The 24,515-nt window shown below is 54.7% G+C and carries 27 protein-coding genes; 14 read left to right on the forward strand and 13 right to left on the reverse strand.

Annotated elements, in window-relative coordinates:
- The coding region (locus KHU33_RS07980; protein WP_211462171.1) for a hemagglutinin repeat-containing protein at window positions 1–3,236 on the forward strand (3,236 nt) is incomplete at its 5' end.
- A gap of 217 nt (window positions 3,237–3,453) precedes the next feature.
- Window positions 3,454–3,756, forward strand: a complete 303-nt coding sequence (locus KHU33_RS07985) for a hypothetical protein (RefSeq protein ID WP_211462173.1) — start codon at window positions 3,454–3,456, stop codon at window positions 3,754–3,756.
- A 246-nt stretch (window positions 3,757–4,002) separates the two neighbouring features.
- Here the strand turns inward: KHU33_RS07985 and KHU33_RS07990 are convergent, their stop codons facing one another.
- A complete protein-coding gene (locus KHU33_RS07990) occupies window positions 4,003–4,296 on the reverse strand; it encodes a SymE family type I addiction module toxin (RefSeq protein WP_211462175.1) in 294 nt (97 codons plus the stop codon).
- A 282-nt stretch (window positions 4,297–4,578) separates the two neighbouring features.
- Between KHU33_RS07990 and KHU33_RS07995 the strand changes: the two genes are divergently transcribed.
- The 4 genes from KHU33_RS07995 (at window position 4,579) to KHU33_RS08010 (ending at window position 8,470) form a co-directional block, all read left to right on the forward strand.
- The gene (locus KHU33_RS07995; RefSeq protein ID WP_211462177.1) at window positions 4,579–5,094 is read left to right on the forward strand and encodes a hypothetical protein; all 516 of its coding nucleotides are present in this window, start codon (window positions 4,579–4,581) and stop codon (window positions 5,092–5,094) included.
- Between the two features lie 114 nt (window positions 5,095–5,208).
- Window positions 5,209–6,198: a glycosyltransferase family 2 protein gene (locus KHU33_RS08000; protein ID WP_211462179.1), complete on the forward strand. Its 990-nt coding sequence runs from the start codon at window positions 5,209–5,211 to the stop codon at window positions 6,196–6,198.
- On the forward strand, window positions 6,198–6,611 hold the full coding sequence (locus KHU33_RS08005; protein ID WP_211462181.1) for a GtrA family protein: 414 nt from the start codon (window positions 6,198–6,200) through the stop codon (window positions 6,609–6,611). The genes KHU33_RS08000 and KHU33_RS08005 overlap by 1 nt, the downstream gene beginning before the upstream one ends.
- Complete coding sequence (locus KHU33_RS08010) at window positions 6,608–8,470, forward strand: hypothetical protein (RefSeq protein WP_211462189.1); 1,863 nt, start codon at window positions 6,608–6,610, stop codon at window positions 8,468–8,470. The genes KHU33_RS08005 and KHU33_RS08010 overlap by 4 nt, the downstream gene beginning before the upstream one ends.
- 114 nt (window positions 8,471–8,584) lie before the next feature.
- Here the strand turns inward: KHU33_RS08010 and gloA2 are convergent, their stop codons facing one another.
- The 4 genes from gloA2 to tam all read right to left on the reverse strand — a co-directional run bounded on the left by gloA2 (window position 8,585) and on the right by tam (window position 10,947).
- Window positions 8,585–8,971, reverse strand: a complete 387-nt coding sequence (gene gloA2 / locus KHU33_RS08015) for an SMU1112c/YaeR family gloxylase I-like metalloprotein (protein WP_211462191.1) — start codon at window positions 8,969–8,971, stop codon at window positions 8,585–8,587.
- A 67-nt stretch (window positions 8,972–9,038) separates the two neighbouring features.
- Window positions 9,039–9,569 carry a chromate transporter gene (locus tag KHU33_RS08020; protein ID WP_211462199.1) on the reverse strand — a complete coding sequence of 177 codons (531 nt, stop codon included), beginning with the start codon at window positions 9,567–9,569 and terminating at the stop codon, window positions 9,039–9,041.
- A complete protein-coding gene (locus KHU33_RS08025; RefSeq protein ID WP_211462201.1) occupies window positions 9,566–10,144 on the reverse strand; it encodes a chromate transporter in 579 nt (192 codons plus the stop codon). The genes KHU33_RS08020 and KHU33_RS08025 overlap by 4 nt, the downstream gene beginning before the upstream one ends.
- 8 nt (window positions 10,145–10,152) lie before the next feature.
- Complete coding sequence (gene tam / locus KHU33_RS08030) at window positions 10,153–10,947, reverse strand: trans-aconitate 2-methyltransferase (RefSeq protein WP_211462203.1); 795 nt, start codon at window positions 10,945–10,947, stop codon at window positions 10,153–10,155.
- Window positions 10,948–11,153: 206 nt separating this feature from the next.
- On the opposite strand from tam, the gene KHU33_RS08035 reads away from it, so the two are divergent.
- The 3 genes from KHU33_RS08035 (at window position 11,154) to KHU33_RS26765 (ending at window position 13,919) form a co-directional block, all read left to right on the forward strand.
- Window positions 11,154–12,023 (forward strand): transcriptional regulator GcvA, encoded by an 870-nt coding sequence (locus tag KHU33_RS08035; RefSeq protein ID WP_211462205.1) that lies wholly within the window; start codon window positions 11,154–11,156, stop codon window positions 12,021–12,023.
- A gap of 104 nt (window positions 12,024–12,127) precedes the next feature.
- Window positions 12,128–13,549 (forward strand): lipase family protein, encoded by a 1,422-nt coding sequence (locus tag KHU33_RS08040; RefSeq protein ID WP_211462207.1) that lies wholly within the window; start codon window positions 12,128–12,130, stop codon window positions 13,547–13,549.
- A 70-nt stretch (window positions 13,550–13,619) separates the two neighbouring features.
- Window positions 13,620–13,919 carry a hypothetical protein gene (locus tag KHU33_RS26765; RefSeq protein WP_211462209.1) on the forward strand — a complete coding sequence of 100 codons (300 nt, stop codon included), beginning with the start codon at window positions 13,620–13,622 and terminating at the stop codon, window positions 13,917–13,919.
- Window positions 13,920–13,990: 71 nt separating this feature from the next.
- Here the strand turns inward: KHU33_RS26765 and KHU33_RS08050 are convergent, their stop codons facing one another.
- The 6 genes from KHU33_RS08050 to KHU33_RS08075 all read right to left on the reverse strand — a co-directional run bounded on the left by KHU33_RS08050 (window position 13,991) and on the right by KHU33_RS08075 (window position 19,473).
- A complete protein-coding gene (locus KHU33_RS08050) occupies window positions 13,991–14,947 on the reverse strand; it encodes an MlaD family protein (protein ID WP_211462211.1) in 957 nt (318 codons plus the stop codon).
- Between the two features lie 14 nt (window positions 14,948–14,961).
- Window positions 14,962–15,777 (reverse strand): ABC transporter permease, encoded by an 816-nt coding sequence (locus tag KHU33_RS08055; protein ID WP_211462212.1) that lies wholly within the window; start codon window positions 15,775–15,777, stop codon window positions 14,962–14,964.
- Window positions 15,778–16,223: 446 nt separating this feature from the next.
- Complete coding sequence (locus tag KHU33_RS08060) at window positions 16,224–16,508, reverse strand: hypothetical protein (protein WP_211462214.1); 285 nt, start codon at window positions 16,506–16,508, stop codon at window positions 16,224–16,226.
- Window positions 16,509–16,844: 336 nt separating this feature from the next.
- Window positions 16,845–18,011 carry a tetratricopeptide repeat protein gene (locus KHU33_RS08065; protein ID WP_211462216.1) on the reverse strand — a complete coding sequence of 389 codons (1,167 nt, stop codon included), beginning with the start codon at window positions 18,009–18,011 and terminating at the stop codon, window positions 16,845–16,847.
- Between the two features lie 49 nt (window positions 18,012–18,060).
- Window positions 18,061–18,507, reverse strand: coding sequence for a CBS domain-containing protein (locus KHU33_RS08070; RefSeq protein ID WP_211462218.1), 447 nt, complete (start codon window positions 18,505–18,507; stop codon window positions 18,061–18,063).
- Between the two features lie 483 nt (window positions 18,508–18,990).
- Window positions 18,991–19,473: a hypothetical protein gene (locus tag KHU33_RS08075; RefSeq protein WP_211462219.1), complete on the reverse strand. Its 483-nt coding sequence runs from the start codon at window positions 19,471–19,473 to the stop codon at window positions 18,991–18,993.
- On the opposite strand from KHU33_RS08075, the gene KHU33_RS26345 reads away from it, so the two are divergent.
- The 3 genes from KHU33_RS26345 to KHU33_RS08090 are packed head-to-tail and all read left to right on the forward strand — an operon-like array spanning window position 19,453 to window position 21,379.
- Window positions 19,453–20,550 carry an ATP-binding protein gene (locus KHU33_RS26345; RefSeq protein WP_211462221.1) on the forward strand — a complete coding sequence of 366 codons (1,098 nt, stop codon included), beginning with the start codon at window positions 19,453–19,455 and terminating at the stop codon, window positions 20,548–20,550. The genes KHU33_RS08075 and KHU33_RS26345 overlap by 21 nt on opposite strands.
- A gap of 24 nt (window positions 20,551–20,574) precedes the next feature.
- Window positions 20,575–20,946, forward strand: coding sequence for a response regulator (locus tag KHU33_RS08085; protein ID WP_211462223.1), 372 nt, complete (start codon window positions 20,575–20,577; stop codon window positions 20,944–20,946).
- Window positions 20,947–20,953: 7 nt separating this feature from the next.
- The gene (locus KHU33_RS08090) at window positions 20,954–21,379 is read left to right on the forward strand and encodes an Hpt domain-containing protein (RefSeq protein WP_211462225.1); all 426 of its coding nucleotides are present in this window, start codon (window positions 20,954–20,956) and stop codon (window positions 21,377–21,379) included.
- Here the strand turns inward: KHU33_RS08090 and KHU33_RS08095 are convergent.
- Window positions 21,367–21,963 (reverse strand): phosphatase PAP2 family protein, encoded by a 597-nt coding sequence (locus KHU33_RS08095; protein WP_211462227.1) that lies wholly within the window; start codon window positions 21,961–21,963, stop codon window positions 21,367–21,369. The genes KHU33_RS08090 and KHU33_RS08095 overlap by 13 nt on opposite strands.
- 96 nt (window positions 21,964–22,059) lie before the next feature.
- Window positions 22,060–22,698: an excisionase family DNA-binding protein gene (locus KHU33_RS08100; protein ID WP_211462229.1), complete on the reverse strand. Its 639-nt coding sequence runs from the start codon at window positions 22,696–22,698 to the stop codon at window positions 22,060–22,062.
- A 224-nt stretch (window positions 22,699–22,922) separates the two neighbouring features.
- Between KHU33_RS08100 and KHU33_RS08105 the strand changes: the two genes are divergently transcribed.
- Together KHU33_RS08105 and KHU33_RS08110 are read left to right on the forward strand one after the other, a co-directional pair.
- Complete coding sequence (locus KHU33_RS08105) at window positions 22,923–24,062, forward strand: polysaccharide biosynthesis/export family protein (RefSeq protein ID WP_230414125.1); 1,140 nt, start codon at window positions 22,923–22,925, stop codon at window positions 24,060–24,062.
- Window positions 24,059–24,514, forward strand: a complete 456-nt coding sequence (locus KHU33_RS08110) for a low molecular weight protein-tyrosine-phosphatase (RefSeq protein WP_211462231.1) — start codon at window positions 24,059–24,061, stop codon at window positions 24,512–24,514. Before KHU33_RS08105 ends, KHU33_RS08110 begins: the two co-directional genes overlap by 4 nt.
- The last annotated feature ends 1 nt before the right edge of the window (window position 24,515 follow it).

The raw sequence follows: 24,515 nt of genomic DNA on the forward strand, positions 1-24,515 counted from the left end.
CCAAAGACAGCATCAACCTGGATGTGGCGCACAGCTTCGAGACCCAGGGGCAAACCAATACCGCCAAAGGCTGGAGTACGGATAACCGGGGCAGTTTGCCGGTCGGGGTATTTAACAGCAACGGCAAGGGCAACGGCAGCACCGACACCATCCACGGCACAACTCTGTCGGCCGGCGGCAAGGCCACGCTGGCGACGACCGAGGGCGATATCACCCTCACTGCCGCTAACCTGGTGGCCAGCAGCGATCTGAGCATCAACGCCGCCAGAGATCTGACTATCCAGAGCGGGCAGGATACGCTCACGAACGCCAACCAGAACAACAGCCAAGCCATCGGTAAAGTCGTGATCTCCGATACGGAGCACTTTGCCGGCTACCATTCAGAGAAGAACCACGCGAACGATACCGCTATCACCCAGGTCGCCAGCAATGTCGGCAGCCTGCAAGGCAATGTCAGCCTCAGCGCGGGCGACAAATACACCCAGACGGCGAGTAATGTCTTGGCCAAGAACGATATCAACATCGTCGCCAAATCCATCGATATCAATACTGCCGCCAACACAGGCAGTAGCGATCAGAGCAGTGCTGATCTGAAAATAGGGGCGTTTGCCAGAGTCAGTTCGCCGTTGATCGATCTTGGCAACAATCTGGAGAATGCCAAGAAATCGGATGGCCGCCTGCAAGCCATGCAAGGCTTGGCAGCGGCGTCGAATGCGTATCAAATTGCCAGCGCCGCCAATGCCGTTGCAGGCGGGGCCGGAAGTGGCGAATTGCTCAAAGCCGAAGTCGGTGTCGGCTTTGCCAGCGCCAATAGCAAGGATCGCAGCAGTTACAGTCAGGCCCAGGGCAGCAGTGTCCAGGGGGGCGGCAACGTCAGTCTGACCAGCACCGAAGGCGATATCCACGCTACCGGGGCGCATATCGCTGCCGGCGATGCGGCAGGTAAAACCTTGACGCTGGATTCGGCCCGCAACATCCTGCTCGATGCCGGTCAGAGTACCGCGACGAGCAGCGGCAGCAATCACAGCGCCGGTGTCGAAGTGGGCGTGGGGTATGAGGTCGGTGCGAAAACGGGTTTCTATGCGTATGCCACGGCGAATGTGGGTAATGGCAATTACAACAACACCTCAACGACCAACAGCAACACGCAGTTAAGCGGCGACACCGTCACTTTGACTTCCAAAGGTGATACGACCTTAAAGGGGGCGACTGTCAAAGCCAATACGATCAATGCCGATGTCGGCGGCAAGCTGGCGATTGAATCGGTGCAAGATACCAGCGTCCAGCACAATGAACAAAGCAGCGTGGGCGGGCGGATACAGATCTCCTTTGGCACCGCGTGGGAGGCCTCGGGCAACGTGGGGCAATCGACGGCCAACGGCAGCAGCAACGCGGTCAATCAGCAGTCTGGCCTGTTTGCCGGCAACGGCGGTTATCACGTTACGGCCGATACGGTGGCCTTGAAGGGCGGTGCGATTGCCAGCAGCAATGCTGGCAAGTCCGATCTGACGGCCAAGTCCATCACGTTTGAGAATCTCACCAATAAGATGGATTACTCGGCAGACACGGTGAGTATGTCGGGTGGCGTGAGCGGTGGTAGCAGCAACGGCAATAGCAAAGGCGAGGCGCCAGCGCAAACCAGCACCGGCGCCAGCAATCCGAACGTCACTCCCGGCATTCCATTGTTGGAGAGCGGCAGTGCCAGCTCTACCACTTACGGCACCCTCACCGACGGCAACATCACGATTGGCGGCCAGCGCATGACAAGTGCGGCCGGCTTGGGCGCGCATACCGATCTGGCGACGGCCCATACCGCCATCGCACCCTTGCCTGACCTGAAGAATGTCATGAACAATCAACAGGCCATGGCAGCCGCCGCGAATACCGTGATTGCCACCAGCGCGCAGATCGCCAACGATTTAGGTACCGCAGCGAACAAGAAATATGACAAAGCACAAGCCGTGCTCAACAATAAAGACAGTACGCAAGAGCAAAAGAATCAAGCACAACAAGACGCCAATGACGCACAAGCCGCTGTTAAGAACTGGGGACCAACGGGCGATTACACCCGCGCCTTGAAAGTCGTGACCGGGGTATTAGTCGGCGGCGTTGCCGGCCAGGGCGCAGGTCAGATTGCCGCCAACGCCAGCGCCCCGTATGCGGCCAACGCGATAGGGGATTATTTCGCGCAACCCGGTCATGAAAACCAGACTGCGCAAGTATTAACCCACGCTGTGCTGGGTGCTATCCTCGCCGCTGCTAATGGCGGCAGTGCTGCAGCCGGGGCCGGTGCAGGCGCTGCAGGCGAGCTTGCCGCGCAACAGATTAGCCGCGAGTTGTATCCGCAAGCCTATGATGCCGATGGCACCTTCCATCCTGAAAAGCTGGATGCTAATCAGATTAATACGGTCATTTCCTTATCAACGGCAGTGGGTGCGCTGGTGGCGGGAGCGACGGGTGGCTCGGCGCTGGATGCCAGCGTGGGAGGAAATATTGCGGCGAATGCGGCGACGAACAATTGGTTAAGCCAAAAGCGGAAAGGCATGAGGCTGTCGGAGCAGGAACAATTTGACGCGGCTCAGAAAAGGTGCACGGAGACCGGTGATTGCACAGCGGCACGAAATTTAGCTGAAATTTCTGCATTACGAGATGCTAATTTAAATACAGCTTGCGCAGATAGAGCTTCGTCGGCGTGCGGTGCAGCTATCAGCGATGCCCGGGCGAACGGCAACACGGTGATTTTTGGAAATAATGGTCACGCTTATGCTTACCCGACTGGTTCTCCGACATGGCAAGCCATAGCTGACCCACGACAAGGGACGTATGAGTCGGCTCAGGCCGCCAATTTGAACGATGCCTTGCAGTACGCTGCAATGGATTCTGTGACGGGGATAGCCCTTAAAGGGATTGTTTTCGGTGCCAAGGCCATTCTTGGAGGTGCTGAAACGCTTTTAGCTGGCCTAACAAAGAGTGCTGCGGAAACAGTGCTTGCTGTGCCAGGTAAGGCAATTGGTCAATTTGATATGATCGCCAATCCTGGGCCTTTGGCAAGTATGCCCGGTACACCTGCAGCTAATTTTGCTGGCGGTAAATATACGGCGGTTACCCTTACCGATGATGTCACTCTCTACCGAGGAGGTGACTCAAATGGAAAGGCTCTTGGTCAGTGGTTTACTACGGAGGCACCTACTTCAGTTGCGCAAGTACGGATAGATACGGCCGTCAAGCCACAGTAGATTGACCCAATAACAGGACAATTGACGAGTAGCTCTCCTATCGATGCTGTCTACGCAGTTAAAATTCCGGCTGGCACAACAATCTATCAAGGTCCTGTTGGAAATCAAGGAGGAATCTTTGTTGGAGGGCAAAATGTTAATCAAATTTTTATACCTCAACCATGGAAAATTCCAGGGGTTCAAGTCGTCGGAAAACCTATTCCTATAAAATAGAGCAATGGAAAATTTAAAAATATCTCACGCGCTTAAACTTCTTGCGGAATTGCAAAATATATATTGCAAGGAGGGAGGGGAAAACTTCGTTTCCGGAATCATGGCTACTATGGCTTCTTTATCTGATGATCAAATATCAGAAAAGGATCGATGGTCTCAGGCCTGTTCCGTTTATCGAACAATGGCTGGATCAAAATCGGGATTTATGGATTTTTATATCGATCGCGAATCAGCGGAGCAAAGAATTATTGCAAATGCCCGTCTCGACAATATTCGTGATGAACTTTGGGCATTATTTGATTATTAAAGCATGCGTTGATTAATGAGGAATAAGAAGGTCACAGGCGAATATTCGCATTGGAAATAAAAGGGTCAACATTCCTTAATTTACAGAAGAAAATCACCTTTTGCATGCTGCAGGAATAAAGGGTCGGAGTCAAATATTCTTCGAAAAATAGTGCTGAATGACTTCAGGTCACCAGGTGACCTGTCCTTCCTGTTTAGCCGATGTGCAAAAAAACTGAATCAGGCCGTCATGACGACGACCAGCCTTTCATTCGTGGGTAATCACTAGACAACCAGGCATCACCCGCACCCGAATGCGGTCATTGGGCAAGAAGCCAGCTTGTCTCAGCCATAAGCCATGCAGGCGTATCCATGATTTGGGGAGGCGACAAAACGGATTGTTGCTGATCATCTGCTCTGGGTTAGCTTCCGGGAATTTCGCCACGGTGATCCAGCGGTCTTGAAGGTGTTGATGGAGGGATGCGGGAATGCGTGCGGGACGATCTGGCCTGCTGCTGGTGGTGGATGGGCGAGAGAGATTGGGCGTGCGAATGTCGAACATGATACCTCCGTGTAATTTGATTAAGCCGATTCCCGCTTCCTAACGGGGGAGGGCGGCAAATAGTAGGGTAGGAAGACCGGTACACACGGAACCCGGCAAGCCTTGCGGCTTCCCTGCTATCGCCGCCCATAGGGGCGCGCGAAGGCAGAACGAACGAGCCGTGAAGAGCGGTACGTTCGCCGGTGTAGTCAGGCTTCCCAACCTGGACCCTGTTTTTTTCAGGGACGGCAACGACTATAAACGCTATTGGAAACGAAGACAATTAGAAGAACGATAAATGCATTGCTATCTCAACACCGACAGCACGATCTCTACCTGGTCAACGTCGGGACACTGGGCGCTGCCGGCAATCTGACGGTCAATGCCGGCAATCATCTGTCGTCGACGATGGAAGCCGATGGCACCTTGAATGTAGCCGCCAACCAGATCAACAACGTGCGGCAGAACGTGCAGGTCAATACGGTGACGGTCTCGGATACGACCAGCACGATGACGCAATCGCCATGGTGGACATCGTTGGGGCCGGGCAGTACGCCCACGCGTAACGGCAATACGCAGATGCACGATAAGTATTACCTGAATCCGGCGGCTATCATCTTTCGAGCGACAGGTAGCGGAGACACAAGTCCGCGCGGCCATCCTGAACCGCTTCACCCGCCTGGATGCGCCGACGACCGTGCGCGTGCCATAAATCCATCTGGAGAACGGGGCGTTACGACCAGCGATTACTTATGTAACAAAACCGGTGCCCAGACTACTCGAAGTGATAGAAAAAACGACCACACTGTGTACGATTAATCTACAATCCGCAATGTCCTACCTGCGGGAGTCTGACCTGGCCACGGGTGGCGAAATTTAACATGGCCAACGGGGTCTAGGTAGAGATTGTTAGAATTATTAAAATCAAAAAATATGAATAAATTAGTTGACTGCGAATTGCATGAGAACAATGATAAGGCCGTATACATTTCGCAGCGCATAGCCGTACTTATCCCATGCTATAACGAAGAAGCAGCAATTGCTTCGGTCATTCGCGATTTCCGCACTGCACTTCCCACAGCAAAAATCTATGTGTTTGATAATAATTCAACTGATCGCACTATAGAAATTGCAAAAAATTCTGACGCAATAGTTCGTACGGTCCCATTGCAGGGTAAGGGCAATGTTATACGAAGAATGTTTGCGGATGTGGATGCAGATATATACGTCATGGTTGATGGCGATAATACCTATGATGCGAAAGAAGCATCGCGCTTAGTCGAGAAACTCGTATCTGATGGACTTGATATGGTTATTGGGACGCGGGTTACTGAAGAGCAAGCAGCGTATCGCTTCGGGCATCGCTTTGGCAATGTATTATTGACTGGTTGCGTGTCATTTATTTTTGGCAGCACTTTCACCGATATGTTATCCGGGTACCGAATTTTTTCACGTCGGTATGTTAAGTCCTTTCCTGCGCAATCCGCAGGTTTTGAAACCGAAACTGAACTTGCAGTACATGCCCTGCAGCTGAGAATGCCGGTAGCAGAACTGGCTACTACTTACGGAGCACGGCAAGAAGGCTCTTCAAGTAAATTAAATACTTACAGAGATGGCTTAAGGATCCTAATCACTATATTTAGATTGTTCAAATCAGAAAAGCCGCTCACATTTTTTTCATTAGGATTTTTGTTTTGTACTTTAATTTCTATTATTCTTGCTGCGCCATTGTTTGAGACATATTTCAATACAGGCCTGGTGCCAAGATTTCCGACCGCGATTTTATGTGCAGCTTTCATGTTATTCGGCGTAATCTTGTTAACATGTGGAATTGTGCTTAATACAGTAACAAAAGGGCGTATTGAGGCTAAACGATTCGCATACCTGGCTAACCCCGCCCCATCTATAGGGCAATCGGAATAATGACCGGTTACCAGCAATTTATTCGCTTCGCTATAGTGGGAGCTATTGGTTTCGCGGTTGATGTAGGGGTTCTATATTTAAACCTTCATCTTGGCATGGGCTATTTTATTGGTCGTGCTATATCTTTTCTTTGCGCTGTATGGGTAACATGGAAAATTAATCGGCAATTCACATTCATTTCAAGTGGCGAAGGTTCTGACTTCAAGGAAATGTTGCGCTATCTTGCTGCAATGCTTTTTGGTGGACTGATTAATTACCTTGCATACTTGATAGTCGTAATGCAGGTGCGTAATTTACCTTTTCTTCCATTCTTTGCGGTGGCTATCGGTTCCGTTTCTGGGATGATGTTCAATTATTTTACTGCAAAATCATGGGTATTTAAATCTGTAGAGAAACTTAAGAATAAAAAATGAGTATTTTTCATCGAGTTATAAATAAAACTGGATTGCGTAATATCGATCTAAACGACTCAGAGACATTTAAGTATTTCTGTTTTTTTGTGCCGATTTTTTTTGGTCTCATTTCCTTATGGTTGGGTGCTGACACGAATTGGGATTTGCAAAATTATCACTTGTATAATGCCTTTTCCCTATTGAATAATAAACTGCATATGGATTTGGCAGTGGCGGGGATGCAGACATATTTTAATCCAACACTCGATGTGCCATATTATTTGATGACGTTGTATTTGCCTGCACCATTGGTCGGCTTTATTATGGGAGCAATACACGGAATCAATTTTATATTGCTGGCGGGTATATGTTATAAGGCTTTGCCGAATCTTCCGCCAGATGATCGTTTTCGGATTCCGCTTCTTCTCTCCATATTTGGCTGTCTTACGGCAAATTTTCTATCGGAAATAGGAAGTACGATGGGGGACGACACCACGTCCATTTTCGTTCTGGCTTCTTTACTTATTGTTTTAAATGATTGGAGCAAGCTTTTTGAACGCGGAATTCGTCCCATCTTAATCGCAATCTTGGCTGGTTCATGCGTGGGTCTTGGCGCGGGACTAAAGTTGACGAATGTTGTATATGCAGTGGCGTTGTGTGCGAGTTTTTTTGTTGTACCGGTTAGTTGGGCAATTCGTTTTCGTGTGGCATTCCTTTTTGGTTTTGGTGTACTGATTGGTATGGCGGCCACAAGCGGATATTGGTTTTATGAGATGTGGCGGTCATTCGGCAATCCGTTGTTTCCACAGTTCAGTGCTTTTTTTGCGAATCCATTGACGCATGCCGTCGCGGTGGTTGATGTCGTATTTCGACCAAAAAATGGCTTTGAAACCGTATTCTGGCCGTTCGTGTTTTCATTGAAATCTGAAAGGGCCGCGCAACTGCCGGGCATACATCAAATTATTTGGCCAGTCGTGTATATCCTTTTCTGGTGTTGGATCGTGATGGCGCTCGTTAAAAATAAAGACCCAAACACTGGAAATGGCATGCGACCATCTTCAAAATATATCGTCGCTGTGGTTGCTATTGGCTATTTGGTATGGATGAAACTCTTTAGTATCCAGCGCTACCTGGTGCCGATTGAGATATGCGCTCCATTAGTGGCGTTTATTCTTCTTATGCGGCTAACGCATTATCAGAAAGCACGTAAGATCGCCATATGGGTTCTTGCCATATCGTCTGCGATTGTGCTTCTCGGAGGCGTGCATACTTGGGGACACGCATCCTGGGCGGGAAAAATGTTTCGCGTTGATTTACCTCCGCTTGATGCACCAGAAAAAACGACCGTCCTTCAAGCTGGCGGTGATCCGCCTTTTGGATGGATTGCAGCCCAATTCCCAGCTAGCGTTGCATTCGCTCAAGTGCATGGTAGCTTTCCGGAAGCCATGCCGGAATATAGCAACCGAATTCATGCCATTGTGAAGGAACGTGGCGGCCCGGTTTTCGCCATTGTCCAAGGGACAAATCAATCTAGTCGGATAGCACAGATCGCCAAAATTAGTGAAACCGCGTCTCATCTAGGTATTACATCGAGTGAAAAGGGATGTGCAGCGCTTCAATGGGCATCTGTACATCTAAAGCTCCACGCATCCGTAACTGTTTTGGATCGCTCTCTTAGCAAAGCTAAATGCTCTATCGATGTATTGTCTTCGGATATCGTAGATGTTGACGCTAAGAACAGGGCGTTCGTTTCAGTCGCAGCAAAACAACTAGCAATTTATGGTTTCTCTATCGATTCTGCTTACTGCAGGCCATATTCAGCATATATCGGCAAGGACGAATCCCCTTTTCAGTGGTGCGAGCTATCTCAGTCTCAATAATTACCTTCGGGTTTTTACGGTCGAAAAGATGGTGTTGGCGGCGTGATTGTCTCAACGTCATGAGTGATTAGCTAACAAGAGAAGTGGGGCTGCTCAAAGTGGCCGCTGTCTTCACTATTGTTCATACAATTCCAGCGGCAAGCCATCGGGATCGGCGAAAAAGGTGAAGCGCTTGCCGGTGAATTCATCGATCCGGATGGCTTCCACTGCGATGCCCTGCTGCTGCAATTCTTGTGCCGCAGCGGCGACGTCGGGCACCCGGAACGCCAGGTGGCGCAAGCCGCAGGCTTCCGGCCGGCTCGGGCGCGGCGGCGGCGAGGGGAAGGAAAACAGCTCTATCTGTACGCCATCCGGGGTGCGCAGGTCGAGCTTGTAGGAATCGCGCTGTTCTCTATAGGTCTCGGCAACGATAGCCAGGCCCAGCAGCTCGCTGTAAAAACGCTTGGAGCGCGGGTAATCGGAGGCAATGATGGCGACGTGATGGATGCCGGAAATTTGCATGTGCGGTCGAAAAAATAGTATCGGCAGGATGGATGGCAGCCGCCAGCTTGCGGCTATCCAGCCATGACTATACCTGACCTATTCCGCTCAAACCCAGCAGCGCGCCGGCTGCGAGCACCCACAGTGGATGGACTTTGCTCTGGTAGGTGATCAGGGCGCAAGCCGCCGCGATTGCCGCCAGGCCCCAGGTATGCGCCGAGGCTTCGGTGATCAAGGAAGCGCTAGCCGCCACCAAACCTACCGTCATCGGCGCCAGCCCGGCTTGTACCGTGGCGCGCCAGGGTTTGTCCTTGAAGCGTTGCCACAGATGCAGAACCACTCCCGTCAGCAACGACGAGGGGCCGAATTTGGCCAGGCTGGTGACCAGTACGCCGGGCCAGCCGGCGACATGCCAGCCGACCAGCGTCACGATCATCATGTTCGGCCCCGGCGCGGCTTGCGCCAGGGCGAACATGGCGCTGAAATCCTGGGGCGACATCCAGTGATGGATGTCGACTACCTGACGTTGCATTTCCGGCAGGATGGTGTTGCCGCCGCCAAAAGCCAGCAATGATAATTGACTGAAAATCGTGGCAAGCGCGAGCAGGGCATCGGTCATGACGGCAGCTTCCAGATAGCGATCACGCTGAGCGGCGCCAGCACCAGCATGGTCGGCAGCAGGGGCAGGCGCAGCACGGCGATCGAGATAAAGAACAGGGATGCGATCAGCAGCGGCAACGGTTTCTTCAAGATCGGCATCAGCATTTTCAGCGCCATCGAGATCAGCAGGCCGGAAGCCGCCGCGGCCAGGCCGGCAAACATGTGCTGCACCGAGGGATTGTCCTGGAACCGCTGGTAGATCACGCCGAGTGCAATCACGATGGCCGACGGCGCTGCGATCAAGCCCAGCAGCGACGCGAAGGCGCCTCTGACGCCGCGAAAATGCAAGCCTATCGCCACCGCAAGATTGATGATGTTGCCGCCCGGGAGAAACTGGCACAAGCCAAGCATGTCGGTGAATTGCGCCGCGCTCAGCCAGCGGCGCTGCTCGACGATCATGCGGCGCGCCAGCGGCAGCACGCCGCCGAAGCCTGTCAGGCCGAGCATCAGGAAGCCGTGGAATAATTCCCGGCTAGAGGGCAAGGGTGCAGGGCGCACGATGTCTTGGTCGGTGGTGATGGTTTCTGTAGTCATTGTTAAATTTAAACGTTGGCGACGATGAAAAGCCTTTTGAACGGCAATAGTGTGATGCCATTCTCGCGCTGCGGGTACGCGGCGCGCATTGCTGCCGCATAGGCGGCGCGGAAAGCCGGGCGTTTATCCTCCGGCAAGGCGTCCAGATAGGGTCGCAGACTGGTGCCCGCAGCCCATTCCACAACTGCATCCGGGCCGCGCAAAGTATGCAGGTAGGTGGTTTCCCAGATGTCCAGCTTGCTGCTGTGCGGACGCAGCAGGTCGTAGTAGTTTTCAGCAGTCAGAATCGAAGGGTGTTGCGGCACTTTCTGCAGATGCGGCGCAAACGACGGCGATCTGGCTAACTCTGCCTGCATTTGCCGCAAGGGGGCGTCGTGCATGGCCGGCATCTGTACCGCCAGCCAGGCGCCGCGGCGCAGAAACGATAGCAGCCGTGGCAGCAGGGTGGGGTGATCTGGCAGCCATTGCAGCGTCGCATTGGAGTAAATCACATCCAGCAGGCCATCTGGCTGCCAGTGCGCCAGATCGGCGTGCTCGAAGCGGCATTCCGGTACCGCTGCCGCGGCGGCGGCCAGCATGTTTTCCGAGCTGTCGACCCCGAGTACATCGGCCGCTGGCCAGCGCGCCTTCAACAAAGCCGATACATTGCCGGTGCCGCAACCGAGATCGACCACCCGCTGCGGCTCCTGCTCCGGAACATAAGCCAGCAGATCGAGGGCGGGGCGCAGACGCTCATTGCCGAAGTGCATGTACTGCTTGGCGTCCCAAAAATCTGCTGTCGTATTAGCTGTACTTGCATTCATGTTATCTCCTAGTATTTGCCACAAGGTAAAGCATCTGGGAAGTTCTTGGCTGTTCCTGATGAAAGCGGCCATTACGGCAGAAGTGGCGATGAATACTGATTCGATAGACGCATGGTACAGAAATTCGAGGTGCCTACAAATCGACTTTTTTAGCGTTATGTTGTGACATATAATCACAAGCATGTCTCGCTCTCTCTCTCCCTCCCTTGCAAGCGCTACGCGCATTTGAAGTCGCGGCGCGCTTTGAAAATTTCTCGGCTGCCGCAGAAGAGCTGCATGTGACGCACGGTGCAGTCAGCCGTCAGGTGGCGGCGCTGGAGGCCTGGCTCGGCATGCAAGTGTTTCACCGCATCGGCAAGCGGGTGCAATTGACCGATGACGGCCGCCGCTATCTGCTCACGGTGCAGGCGGCTTTCGACAATATCGCCAGCGCCACCAAACTGCTGCGCGAGTCCGGCACGGTGCGGGTGTTGCATATCAACGCCTTGTCGACTTTTGCGATGCGCTGGTTGTTGCCGCGTCTGAGCGGCTTCCAGCGCCTGTATCCGGGCGTGGAGCTGAAGCTGTCGACCTCTACCTCTATGCAGCCCTTGGGCGAAGCGGGCGAGCTGTTCGATGTCGCGATCCGGCGCGGCCCGGGCCATTGGCCGAATTGCATGAGCGGTGAGTTCCTGGAAGAAAGCGAGTTGCCGGTTTGCAGCCCGGCACTGCTGGCGCGCGCGCCGATCCGGGCGGCCGGCGATCTGGCGGCGCACACCTTGCTGCATTCGGATACGCGCCCGGAGGCCTGGCCGAAATGGCTGGCGGCAGCCAATGTGGCGCCAGCCTTGTGCAAGAAAAAACAATCGTTCGATCATTTTTACCTGGCCCTGCAGGCGGCCGTCGACGGTCTCGGCGTGGCGCTCGGGCCGTTGCCGCTGATTACCGATGAGCTGGCCAGCGGCCGCCTGGTCATGCCGCTGGCCGAGCCGGTGAGCCGCGCCAGGAGCTATTGGTGGATAGTGGCGCGGCATCAAGCGGAGGTGCCCCTGATCAAGCATTTTTGCGACTGGCTGCAACAGGAGGCGCTGCGCTGAAGGAGATCCGGTAAAGCGGGTCCGCTAAATAGTGATGCATAATGGCAACGGCTGTTTTGAACTCAGATCAATTTTAAAAAAAAACGAATGAGGAGACAAAAGTCATGCGGGTTGCCCAGTTCTGCCAATCTTCAAAATTTCTTGCCGTCACGCTGCTTGGCCTGACGCTTAATGCTTGCGGCGGTGGTGGCGATAATTTGACGCCGCAATCGAAAGCATTTACCGCCGATGGCGGCGTTTCGTCGTTTTACCGATGGAGCGACGCTATCCCCGCTACGCCAGGCGTGTTGTTGCAGCAGGAAGCATTGGCGCCCGCTCAGGTACTGCCGAACGCCTCGCAAGGCATCCGCATTCTGTATAGCTCAACCGACGGCGACGATGGTAAAACCGCGATCTACGTTTCCGGCGATTTGCAACTGCCCAAGGGCACGCCGCCGGCCGGCGGCTGGCCGCTGATCGCCTGGGCTCATGGCACTGTCGGCGTGGCCGACGTTTGCGCGCCATCATGGACACTGCGTGATGCGCGCGATATAGATTATCTGGACGCCTGGCTGGCGCAGGGTTATGCGGTGGTGTCTACCGATTACCAGGGATTGGGCACGCCCGGCTTGCATCCGTATCTGCACGCGCGGCCCGAAGCCTACAGTGTTCTGGATAGCATCCGGGCGGTCACCAAAGCGTTCCCGCAACTCTCCAGTTCGGTAGTGATCGTCGGCCAGTCTCAGGGGGCGCAGGGTGCGCTTGCAACCGCCGCCTATGCGCCCAGCTACGCGCCGGAAATCAAGCTGTTGGGAACGGTGGCAACCGGCGTTCCGTACCAGTTGCAAAGCGTGCTGGCGTATCTGAACGCGCTGACGGCGCAGGTGCCCACCAGCGGTTTCACCTCGGTGCTGTCGACGCTGGAAGCTTACGCCTGGCTGGGTTACGCCACTGCAGAAAGAGTAGTGCCGAATTTCCTGCTGTCGGATCACCTGACTGCCAAGGGTAAAGCGTTTTACTCGGTGGTGGCGACGCAATGCCTGGGGCCGATTGAAGATTACATCACGCAGAACAAGCTGGTCACTGCCGATGTCTTCAACGGCGACGTGACCGCCTGGGCCACGCAAACCCTGCAATCCTCCAATTACCCGACAGTCAAATTCGCCGCGCCGATCTTTGTCGGTACCGGCACCCTGGATACCGATATTCCAACCGTGGTTCAGTATCAGTTCGCTAAAGACGCCTGCGCTGCCGGCAGTACCGTTGAGCAGCATTATTATGTCGGCCAGGATCACGATGGCACAGTGCTGACAGCGCTGGTGGATTCAAAGCCGTTTGTGCAAAAGCTGTTTGAATCCGCGTTTGGGCCTCGCGGTCATCTGCTGCCTTGGCACGCTGCAACTGCACTCCTAGCCAGGCCAGCAGCGGACGACGCCAGCCTTGCGCTGAGGCGGTCTCGGTGGCGTTGGCGATATCTGCCGGCGTCAAGCGGCCGCTTTGCAATAGTGCGGCGGCGGCCACCAGGCGCGCCAGCGGATCTTCGATAGCGCCGATGCGGCCGCTGCTGACCACCGCTTTGTGCTGGGCCGGCAGCAAGCCGGCGTCCAGGCCCTGCCATTGGCCATTTACATAAGCTGCATAACTGCGTTGGGCGGCGTCAGCGTCTTGCGCCAGCGGCTGAAATCCGGCGCAGTTGTCAAACTCCAGGCTGGCCGCACGCGCAGCGCAGCGCATCAGTTCTGCGCGCGCCACCAGATCGGCGCGGCCGGTACTGGCGACGGCATCGCGGGCGCGTGCGAATTCCTGATTGGCCACACGCGTGTCGCCGCTCAGATAAGCCGAGGAAAAACTTTGCAGAGAGTTGAATGCGTTGCCCTGCCAGTCGGGCGCCGGCGGCTTGCTGCTGCAAGCGGCTAACGAAATGGCAAACAATACCGCAAGCGATATAGCGGGTAATGCGGGAAACAAGCCGGGTGGGCAGGTCATTTTCATGGCAGTTTGAGCTCCGTATCGCGGGCGAAAGGCCATTTGCGGTTGATCTCATTGACCAGCTGGTTCACTTTACGCAAACTGGCGTCCACTTCGGCGCGCAATGCGCCCAGGTCGTCGCTGGCGATACGGACATTGCTGCCCACCGCTTGCGCCTCGGCCAGTACCGCATCCACTTTCTTGAGGCTGTTGCGGGCATCGCTCAGCACACCGTTAAGCTGGACGATGGCGGCTTGCGCATCGTCCATCACGCCGCGCTGGCCGGGCTGGCCGAATACGCGTTGGTCGGTTTTGGCCAGCAGCGCATTGACGCGGTCCAGCGTGGCGATGAGTTTCTTTGCATTTTCGTCGCTGCCCAAGGCGCCGCCCAGAACGCCGTATTGTCCAGTCAGGCGGCCGGTCATGGTCTGCACATTCGCCAGGCTGGTGTTAAGGCTGGAGTCTGCGGCGGTGATGGCTTGCAGGTTTTCCAGTAATTCCCTGGCGGTTGCTACCAGGCGCGGAATTTCTGCCGCGGTATCGCCGCGCAGCACGCTGCGTACCGAGTCGGGCGGCAACAGCGGATCGTCGAGGACGCCGGTAAAGGCGCGGATGCGGGTGTCGCCGACCAGGCCGCGTTCCAATGTGAATACGCTGCTGGTGCGCAGCCAGTTGGCGTCTTTGCGCGGGACGTCGATCAAGATGCGCGCCTTGCCGTCCGGCCCCAGATCTATGCGTTGCACGCGGCCGATGGGAAAGCCGGAGAAGGTCAGGTCCATGCCCACCAGCACGCCCTCGGAATCGTCCGCCACCAGCACCAGGCGCTGAGTGCTTTCGAACACGCCGCGCGCATACATCACATACAACACAAAACCGCACACCAGCGCAGCCATCAGGACCAACAGCAAGAGCGCCTTGAATTCAACGTTGGCGGGCGGTTGAGGAGGGGAAGGGGGGGAATCGAGGGCAGATGCCATAGTCGTTTTCCGAGTTAGATATATTTCACTGCCAGCGCCCCGACCTCGATCAGGACCAGCACCAACAACAGGCGCGTGGCGCCCGGCTGCAACGCGGATGACAGCGTGGCTTTGCGCCGCGCGCTTTCAAGAATCGCCGCCGCAGGGACTACCGCCACCGCCAGCCCGAACAGCAGGGTTTTCAAGGCGAAGCCGAGCGTAACCGCCGGCTCGAACACCCGTCCCACGGTGCGCGTGTAGTCAAGCAAGCCCCAGGGGGTGATGCCGTAGACATTGATATAGGCCAGCAGCAAGACAATCATGCCGCTGACCGTAGCCAGGCTCGCCACCGAGAAGGCGCTGGCGATCACGCGCGGCACCAGATCCGATTGCAATTGGGCGATATCCGGTGCTGCCGGGGGGTGGGCAGGGGCAGGGTCGGCGCCGGTTACGGCGAACTGTGCGCCGCTGAATGCCAGGCCGGCGCGCAGCGCCACGAACAGGGCCGCCGACAAAGGGATCAATTCCAGCACCAGCACCCGCACCATCATTTCCAGCGCGTAGCGCGACAGGCCGTAGCTCAGCGCGGTGACGATCACGATGCGGATCAGCACCAGGCTGAGCAAGGTAGAGAGCAGGGTGAACCAGGGCAGGATTTGCCAGGTGCCGGTGTAGATGTAGCGGTAGGTCGCGTTACGGTTGGCGCGGTGATAGGTAGATGGGGAAAATGCCATGACCAGCGCAATCCCGGCCAGATGCAGCATATACCACCAGCTGCGCAGGGCGCGCATGAAAGTCACGGCCCATTGTTCTGGTTTCAGGTAGCGGGAGCGGGGTGAGGTTGGATACATGGTTCAATGATAACGCAGCAGCAACTCTCAAAGTGCTTCTTTGAATTCCAGCCGATTTAATTGCCATAGTTCATCATCTTCAGTTGATCCAGTTGCATAAAATCAACTATCAAACAGTGCAACGGGTTTTCTCAGGGGGGGATAGATGACAAAAAGAACTTCGGTGTTGTTCGCCGTAATGGCATGTTTTGCGCTCAGTTCATGTGCACCCATGGTGGCGACCGCACCAGCCAGAATCGACGTGCCTGCTCAAAGCCAGGCTGCCCGGCAAATTCGGGTCTTGAAGGCCGCGCAAGCCGGCTATCAACGGGAGATAGCGCTTAACTCGATCTGGCGCGACGCAGGCAGTGCGAGGCAGCTGCGGCCAAGTAAATTTTGTGGCTGGCCGCCGCAGATAAAGCGGCCCTCCTATATGGGCCGTTTTTTTTTCCAATGTAATCCAGTTGTCAGGCGGCGCCGCGGTAAGAATTCAGATCCGGTGTAAGCCGCTGCGGGCCTTGCGGTTTGGAGGGCAGTTTGGGTCTCTGCGACTCGGCGACGCTTTCTACGCCATCGGCGGCAATTGCTTCGAGGAAACCGAGGATGTTGCGATAGTAATCGACGCGCATTTCAGCTTCCAGCAACTGCCTTTCCGATTGATACAACGCCAAGCGTGTATCGCGCAATTCATTTTCTGCTAGTTTTTCTGGCGTCAGGATATATTTCGTCGCCAATTTGTTAAGCCATCCCATGTCGACACCTCTTTTTTGTATAGAGACAATTTGATAATAAAACGTTCTTCCGAAATGCGGTTAAAAATTGACATCATTTAACTATGTTGTTGCGCAATTCCCACGCAAAATTTACATAAAACTACAATGCATCAATAGTCAAAAAATGCAAGGTGTGAAAAGCAAGATGCGCATCGCACATAGATTGGCGATTGGCGTTCAAGTGCGCGAGTTTGTCGCTTCGGCGCCTCGTATCTTGAATACGCGGTCGGTGGCGGCGGCAGACACGCTGCGCCGATCGACGCAATAGCACCATAGCGTATCCGCATTGCTGCAATTTGGCTGCGGCAGCACCGCTTAGTGAACCAGCAACGGCGAACGGTAAGACTTGATCCGGTCAAGCTTGGCGGCATACAGATCGTGATCGCCGCGGGTCGTACTATTTTCCATGGCGATACTCAAGTGCTTGGCCGCCTGATCTGTTTCACCCAGGCGCAGGCAGGCAATACCCAGCCAATACTGGAATTCATGGTAGTAGGGGTCGCGTGCAATTTCCCTGGAAAACTGCAGTTTTGCGGTTTTGAAATCTCCCGCACGCATGGCCGCCATGCCCAGGTTGAATGCCTGGAAAGGTGCTTCAGGCTGCAGTTGCGCCAACTTGGCCGCCAAATTTTTTGATTCCGCGGATTTGCCGAGATCATTGAGAACGCCGATCAGATTGAACATGACTACCGTGTTATCCGGTTCGCGTTCGGACACCAGCCGGAACGTGTGTTCGGCGTCCTGCAGGTTGCCATGGCGCCGATAGACGACGCCCAAGGTATTGTAGGAAGCCAGGAAGCCGGCGTCTTGCCGGATCGCTTCGCGTACCCACCAGTAAGCATCGTCCAGCTGGTGCAGGGCTAAGGCTTCGGCCGCTCGGTTATTCATGTACATGGCGACGATGGTGTGCTCGTCGATCTCTAGCCGGCGCTGGCCGTCGGTATCTTCCGGCGGCAGAAAATCAATCGTCATCAGGCGGCTATGGTCGAACGGAGTACGGATGGCGCTGGCTTTTTTGCCCAGGATGAGATTAACGTGTCCGCTGGCAAAGTAGAGGTCGTCGTTGCGGCTCCAGGCTTGATCCATCAGTATGCGCTGGTAGCTCACAGGCAGTCCCAGTTCCTTGGCGAAGGCGGCTGTCATGATCACCAGCGACAGGCAATTGCCGCTGCGGGCGGCGAAGGTCTGCGCCGCATTGCGGGTGCTTTCCGAGTTGTAGTCCAGTTTCAACTGGCTCTTGCTGTACAGCGCATCGAACAGCCCTTGTTGCATGCCGTTTGTGCGCATCTGATGAACCGTCTCCGCGCTGCTCAGATACTGTTTCATGGCAGGGCTGACGGCAAATACATCGTCGACGCTGATGCGCTGCGAGGGAGCTGAGAACAATTGATCGTTGAAGAGATGATCAGCCCGTGGCGCCTGCGGCGTGGTTGCGCAGGCGGCGAGCATGATGCATATAGGCAGGATTACCCAGTTTTTCATCTGAGGCCACCATGTGGAAATTTCTTGTGGTTCTTAATCCATACCTGAATTACTCAGGTTGAGGCCGCCCCATGATGTAGTGTTCGAGCTGCTGAATGATGAACTGCTGCTCGGAAATAATGTCCTTCACCAGATCGCCGATGGAGATGATGCCGATCAGCTTGCCATCGTCCAGGATCGGCAGGTGCCGCAAGCGGTTTTCCGTCATCAGCGCCATGCATTGTTCATTGGTGTCATCGGGGCGCACATACATGACGGAGGAAGTCATGATGTCGCGCACGAAAGTGTCGGTTGACGAGCGCCCCATGAGTATCATCTTCCTGGCATAGTCGCGCTCGGTGACGATGCCGACGATTTTTTCCTGTTCCGTCACCAGCAGCGCGCCGACGCTTTTGTCTGCCATCATTTTTACGGCGTCCAGCACCTTGTCTGCGGGAGAAATCGTGTAGACGGCCTGATTTTGCTTGGTTTTAAGAATCTGTGCGACGGTTTTCATCAGCTATCCCTCCAGGTAAACCTGCCATTCGAATAATTATTCTCGGTCCTGCCTAACTGAGAAAGTAGCCCCTTCGTTTTCAAAATGCAAGAGACTTTGGTGAAGAATCCATAGCGAATAGTCATTGCTGCCGTGTTCGCCATGGCTGGCAATTCTGACAGTAGCAAACGGCTTGCCAACCATACTATCATTGCATTTTGGAAATAAACTCCTGCCCTTGCCGGCGTTGCGCCACGAGCGTGCAGTTCGGTCACGGAAATCCGCCGGCAGATGGGTCCGGGCTATCGCATGGAACAGGAAATGACCTATCAATGACAATGTATTTCAGTTGCTGTTCCGCCGATGACTGATTCTGGTTTTGCCGTTGTGCTGAAAAAAGTACGAAAGTTCGATGTCGCAATGATTTTCTCGCGCAGATCGGATATCCGGCTGGCGCTGTTTTTTTTCGCAAGCGCATTAATCGCATGTATATGGGTAATAACCTTATATGACGAAGCCAGCGAAACGCAGCGAGAGCTGGAGCAGGTGGGCCGCGACGCGCAGAATGTGGCGAGAGCGTTCGATGAGAACATCAGTCGTGTCATTCAGCAGGCGGATGAAGCCAGCAGTCTTCTGAAATTTCAATACGAGCGTTATGGAGAGAAAATGAACAGCCCGGAATATCGGGATGCGCGCTTCATACAGAGCGATCTCGGCAACCGCTTCTTCATTCTTGATGAACACGCGGTACAGATCTATGGCGATGAAGATCTTGTGCTTGACGATCAGGTGGCTGCCCAACATATGCAAATGCACAGGCTGCGCGACTCCGGTCAGCTGCTGTTCCTTGTCAAACCGACGCGCGATCGCACGTCCGGGGAGTGGTCGCTGCAAGCCAGTCGCCGTCTTAACCACCGCGACGGCAGCTTCAGCGGTGTGGTCGGCGTCTCGATGAATAGTGTTGTCGTGACTAATTTCTATCGTCAAATCAATATCGGCAGCAAAGGGGCAATCAGCTTGGTCGGCGATGACGGCACGATCAAGGTGAGGAAGGCGGACGGAGAGTCCGACGCCAGCTTTGCAAATGGACTGGATATTTCCGGGGAGCCGTCGTTTGGCGTGATGAAGGCCCGCCGCCAAGGTTATCTGATTGCCCAAAGCCCGGTCGACGGCAGGTTGCGGGCGTATGCCTATCGGCATATGGAAAAGTATCCGCTGTATGTGATCGTCGGTATTGCCATAGATGAGGCTATGCAACCTTTTTACAGCAATCGCTATCGTGCGTCGATGCTGGCCGGTATTGCGATCATGATGGTGTGCGCCTTCACTATTTTTATCCTGTTCCTGGCTAATCAGTTATTGAGTACGCGCCGTACGGCGACACTTGCCAATCAGGCAAAGTCGCAGTTCCTGGCCAATATGTCGCACGAGTTGCGCACCCCGCTAACCGGTATCCTGGGCTACGCCGAGCTGCTGCGCGATGATCTGTACGGTACCGACAAATGGGATTTTGCGCAGGCGATTCATGACAGCGGAACGCATTTGCTGTTACTGGTCAATACCGTGCTGGATACCGAGCGGATTGCAGCAGGGAAAATGGAGGTGACCATTGCAACGGAAAATTTACGGGATCTGATGCATCAAATCGTCGCCGGCCATGCATCCACTGCGATACGCAAGAAGATTGCGCTGCGACTGATGCTCAATCCGATGTTGCCGCATGAGTTCGCCTGCGATCGCAGCAAGGTCGTCACGGTGCTCAATAACCTGATCCACAACGCTCTCAAATTTACGCATCAGGGAAGGGTGACGATATGGGTTCTTGCCGCGAATCAAATGCTGATATTTAAGGTGATGGATACCGGGGAAGGCATCCCTGCAGAACTCCAGAATGCTGTTTTCGAGAAATTTTTTCAGGTAGGCGGACCGGAAAGGCAAGCCCAGACGGGCAGCGGTCTGGGCCTGGCGCTGGTCAAGGATCTGGTGTCGTTCATGGGCGGCACGATTGCGATACGGTCGCGTCCTGGCAGAGGTTCCATCTTTACTTTCACGCTACCGATCTGAGTAAAACGTTAGGGGGAAATCAAGATGCACATCAAAAATATAATGGTGGTGGATGACAATCCGCTCAACAGCAATCTTGCTTCGATCATATTAAGCAGGGCAGGACATTCGGTCCAAGTGTTTACCGGCGCATCCGAAGCGTTGCGCTACCTTGAGAAAAACAGAGTGGATGTCGTGTTGAGCGATGTCGGCATGCGGGATATGAGCGGCAAGGAATTTTGCCGCCTGATTAAGAGCGGCGGCAATGCTGCCACTCCTCGCATGGTGGCATATACCGCATTTGCGATGGCAGAGGAATTGTCGTCGATCATGGCGGCGGGCTTCGATGCGATTGTGGTGAAGCCGGCAACCCGGTCGCAGATTCTTGCGGCGTTGGATCCCGTGTGTTCGCCCTGACGAAAATATGAGCCGGCCGATCATGCAATCCCGATCCTGCAGCCATTTCAGCGCGGAGATGTTTTTAAGACACTCCTACAACGACAGCGCCATTTTTGCGCAGCTGTGCAGATTGTTCCTGCAAGTGGGGGGCGAGCAATTTGCCCGGCTGGAGGCTGCCGTACGGGCGGCCGACGTTGTCGCCACGACCCGCGAATGCCATGCCCTTAAAGGGACGTTGCTCATTGCCGGCGCGCATACTGCGACCCTGCTGTTAGATCGCATCGATGACGAGTTCAATCGGGAAAAGTCGGCTTGCACCCAGGCTAGGTTCCTGGAGCTGCGCACTGAAATAATGTTGACCTTTGATGAGGTGCGCTGTTTCCTTGATAGTGACGGAGCATTCGGCAATTCCCTCAAGTCTTTGGCTGGCGACGAAACCTACCTTGCCTGACGATTATCCGCAGTCTGTCTGGCGTGGCCCGACAGCAAAGCCGCTGCGTCGTTGATCAGGCGCTCAGTTGGTATCGGCTTGGCAAAGGATGCCGCCAGGAGAGCCGCAAAACTGCCGACAACCAGTGCGCGATTCAATGCCGGCTTTGGCAATTGTTCCGCAAGCCAGAGAAAGCTGAGGCAAACAGCTGTCCCCAGTATCCATCCGCTGAGCGCTTCTGAAATCGAATGGAAATGCAAAAGTACGCGAGACAGTGCGATCAGCGCCGCAAAAGACATGCCGAGCAAGACTGTAGAGAGGCGGACCGCAAGCGTGTTTTGTTGCAAGAGAATATAGAAAAACGGCGGGATAATGGCGGCGGCGCGCATCGCATGGCCGCTGAAACCGGTGAAGTCAAGTGCTTCTATGCCGACGCCCCAGCCGACATAGGCGATTTTCGATGCGGCAACCAGCAGCAGGCCGCCGGCGAACAGCAGGCACCAATAGCAAGCCAGGCGCCAGGCCTGTCCGGCGGAAAGCCAGGCCGCCATCGCGGCAGCGGCCGGCAGCAAGATAGTGCTGCCACCGATTTGGGTGATTTGCATCCATGGGAACATAGGAGTGAGCGCCTGAACGTTGATGACAATACGGGTTTCTTGCGACAGAAGCAGATCGATAGGCGCGGATCGCGCTGCTATTGCTTATTCGGAGGCAGCTGCCGGGGCCGCCAGGCGGGATTGGCGCGCCTTGCGTGCGGCGCAGCCACGCAAGAAGCCTCGCAGTTCTTCGAAGACGATAGGTTTTTGAAAGAACAGCACTTCGTCCGGCAAGCCGCCGCGGGCGTCGAGATCGCTTTTGTCGAGAGTAGTGAGAACCGCAATCTCGATATGCCTGAGCTCGGGGTTGGCGAGCACCGCCTTGACTATCTCATAGCCGTCTATCCCATCCATCACGATGTCGAGCAACAGGATGTCGTGCTTGCGCCGGGCGATTTCTATCAGTGCCTGATAGCCGTTTTCACAGAAACGGAGTTCGATCGGGATATTCCAGGAGGAAATCTCTTTCTCGTAGATCATCCGTTGCAGTTGATTGTCTTCAACGATCAATGCGCTCAAGGTCGAGGAAAGCGAGCCTTTGACCTTTTCCACCAATAGATCGCTGCGTTCAGCTTTGAGCGCATCTACCGCTTCACGCGGGATGCGGCGATGTCCGCCTTGTGTTTTCCAGGCAACCAGAACCCCACGTTCCACCAATTGCTGAACCGAAGTAACGGAAATGCCGAGCAGGCGGGCGGCTTCTTGCGTAGTGACATCGCTTTGATTGAGTTTCACTGCTGTCATCGGGAGATTGGAGAAAGTTGGTTGAGTATTTTAGCAAACTATGAAATGTCAGGGATCAACAGAATTTCTGGTTATTAAATTCAAAATACTATAAAATTAAAAAAAACGTTATTAAATCATTTTTATCTGTATTTTATATGATATTTTTCATTTTGAAGTTACATCGTTACTTTCCAATAGCCAAGCTTTGACGGGCTATCGATAGTCAAACTGGATCGACGTGAATGAAATTGAAAAAAATATTGCTGCTGACTTTTTCTCTGGCATTGGGCGGATGCGCATTTGCGCCAGGCATGAAATTCAATTCAAATTCGCCGCTGGACGCCAGCGATCCAGCATCCGTCCCAGTCATCACACCGATCACGCTTAAATTGATACAGCAGGAAAATGCCGAGCGCGCGCGGGAAAAGCTGAACATCGACAATTACCGGGAGCTGATCGGCAAGCCGCAACCGTATCGCATGGGGCCGGCCGACGTGTTGTCCATCATCGTCTGGGACCACCCGGAACTGGTGGTTCCCAATCTGACCTATACCCTCGGAGCGACCGGCAACCTGTCGAGCAGCGGCATGACTTCGCAGACCTTGCCGGGCTACGTGATCAGTAGCGAAGGCGAGGTTCAGTTTCCGTATATAGGACAGTTCCAGGCAGGCGGGTTGACCGAGGGCGAAGCGCAAAAGAAGCTGCGCGAAATGCTGTCCAAATATATCCGCGATCCGCAAATCACACTGCGCGTAATTGGCTATCGCAGCCAGAAAATCTATGTCGACGGCGAAGTCCGTGCGGCCGGCGTCAAGCCGATCACCGACGTGCCGATGACCTTGTCCGAAGCACTCAACCAGGCTGGCGGCATCCCCGCCAGCGGCGACTCCAGCCGGATTACGCTGGTGCGCGGCGCCAAAAATTATCAGCTTAGCGTACCGGCGATGATCGACCGGAATATCAGTCCATCGACGATTGTGCTATTGAATGACGATGTGATCCGGGTAGCGCCGTTGGAGGACAACCAGATTTCGGTGGCCGGAGAAGTGTTGCGGCCGGGATCGCAGCCGCTGCGCAGCAACGGCCGCTTGAGCCTGAGCGATGCGTTGAGCGGCGCCGGCGGAGTTGACGCCAATACCAGCGATCCGAGCGCGATTTACGTGGTGCGGGCCGCCGCCGACGGCGGCATGCCGACGGTATTCCATTTGAATAGCAAATCTCCGGTCGGCATGGCGCTGGCAGAAAATTTCGCGCTCCAGGCCAAGGACGTGGTGTACGTCGACGCCCCTGGTCTGGTGCGCTTCAACCGTGTGGTGTCGCAATTGGTCGGCAGTTCCACCACGGCGGTCAACTCGCGTAATGCGGTGGATAAGAAAAATTGATCAAATCCATCCTTATCGTTTGCATCGGCAATATTTGCCGCAGCCCGATGGCGGCAGCGCTGCTTGCGCAAGAACTGCCCGATGTCGAATTGCGGTCGGCCGGCATCGATGCCTTGATCGGACAGCCTGCTGCGCCGTATTCGATCGAGTTGATGCAGCGACGCGATATCGATATCAGTGCGCATCGGGCGCAGCAACTGCAGGCATGGCAGTGCGAAATCGCCGATTTGATCCTGGTGATGGATACCCGGCAAAAACAGATTGTTGAAGAGCAGTACCCGACCACGCGCGGCAAGCTGTATCGGCTCGGTCAGTACGGCAAGTTCGACGTGTTCGATCCGTATCGGCTCGACCGCGACCAGTTCGAGGATTGCCTGCGGCTGATCGAGCAGGGGGTGGCCGATTGGGTAAGCCGCATCCATTCGATCAATCAATCATTACCGGAATACTGAC

It is taken from the genome of Collimonas silvisoli (assembly GCF_018305005.1).
Lineage (GTDB): Bacteria > Pseudomonadota > Gammaproteobacteria > Burkholderiales > Burkholderiaceae_D > Collimonas > Collimonas silvisoli.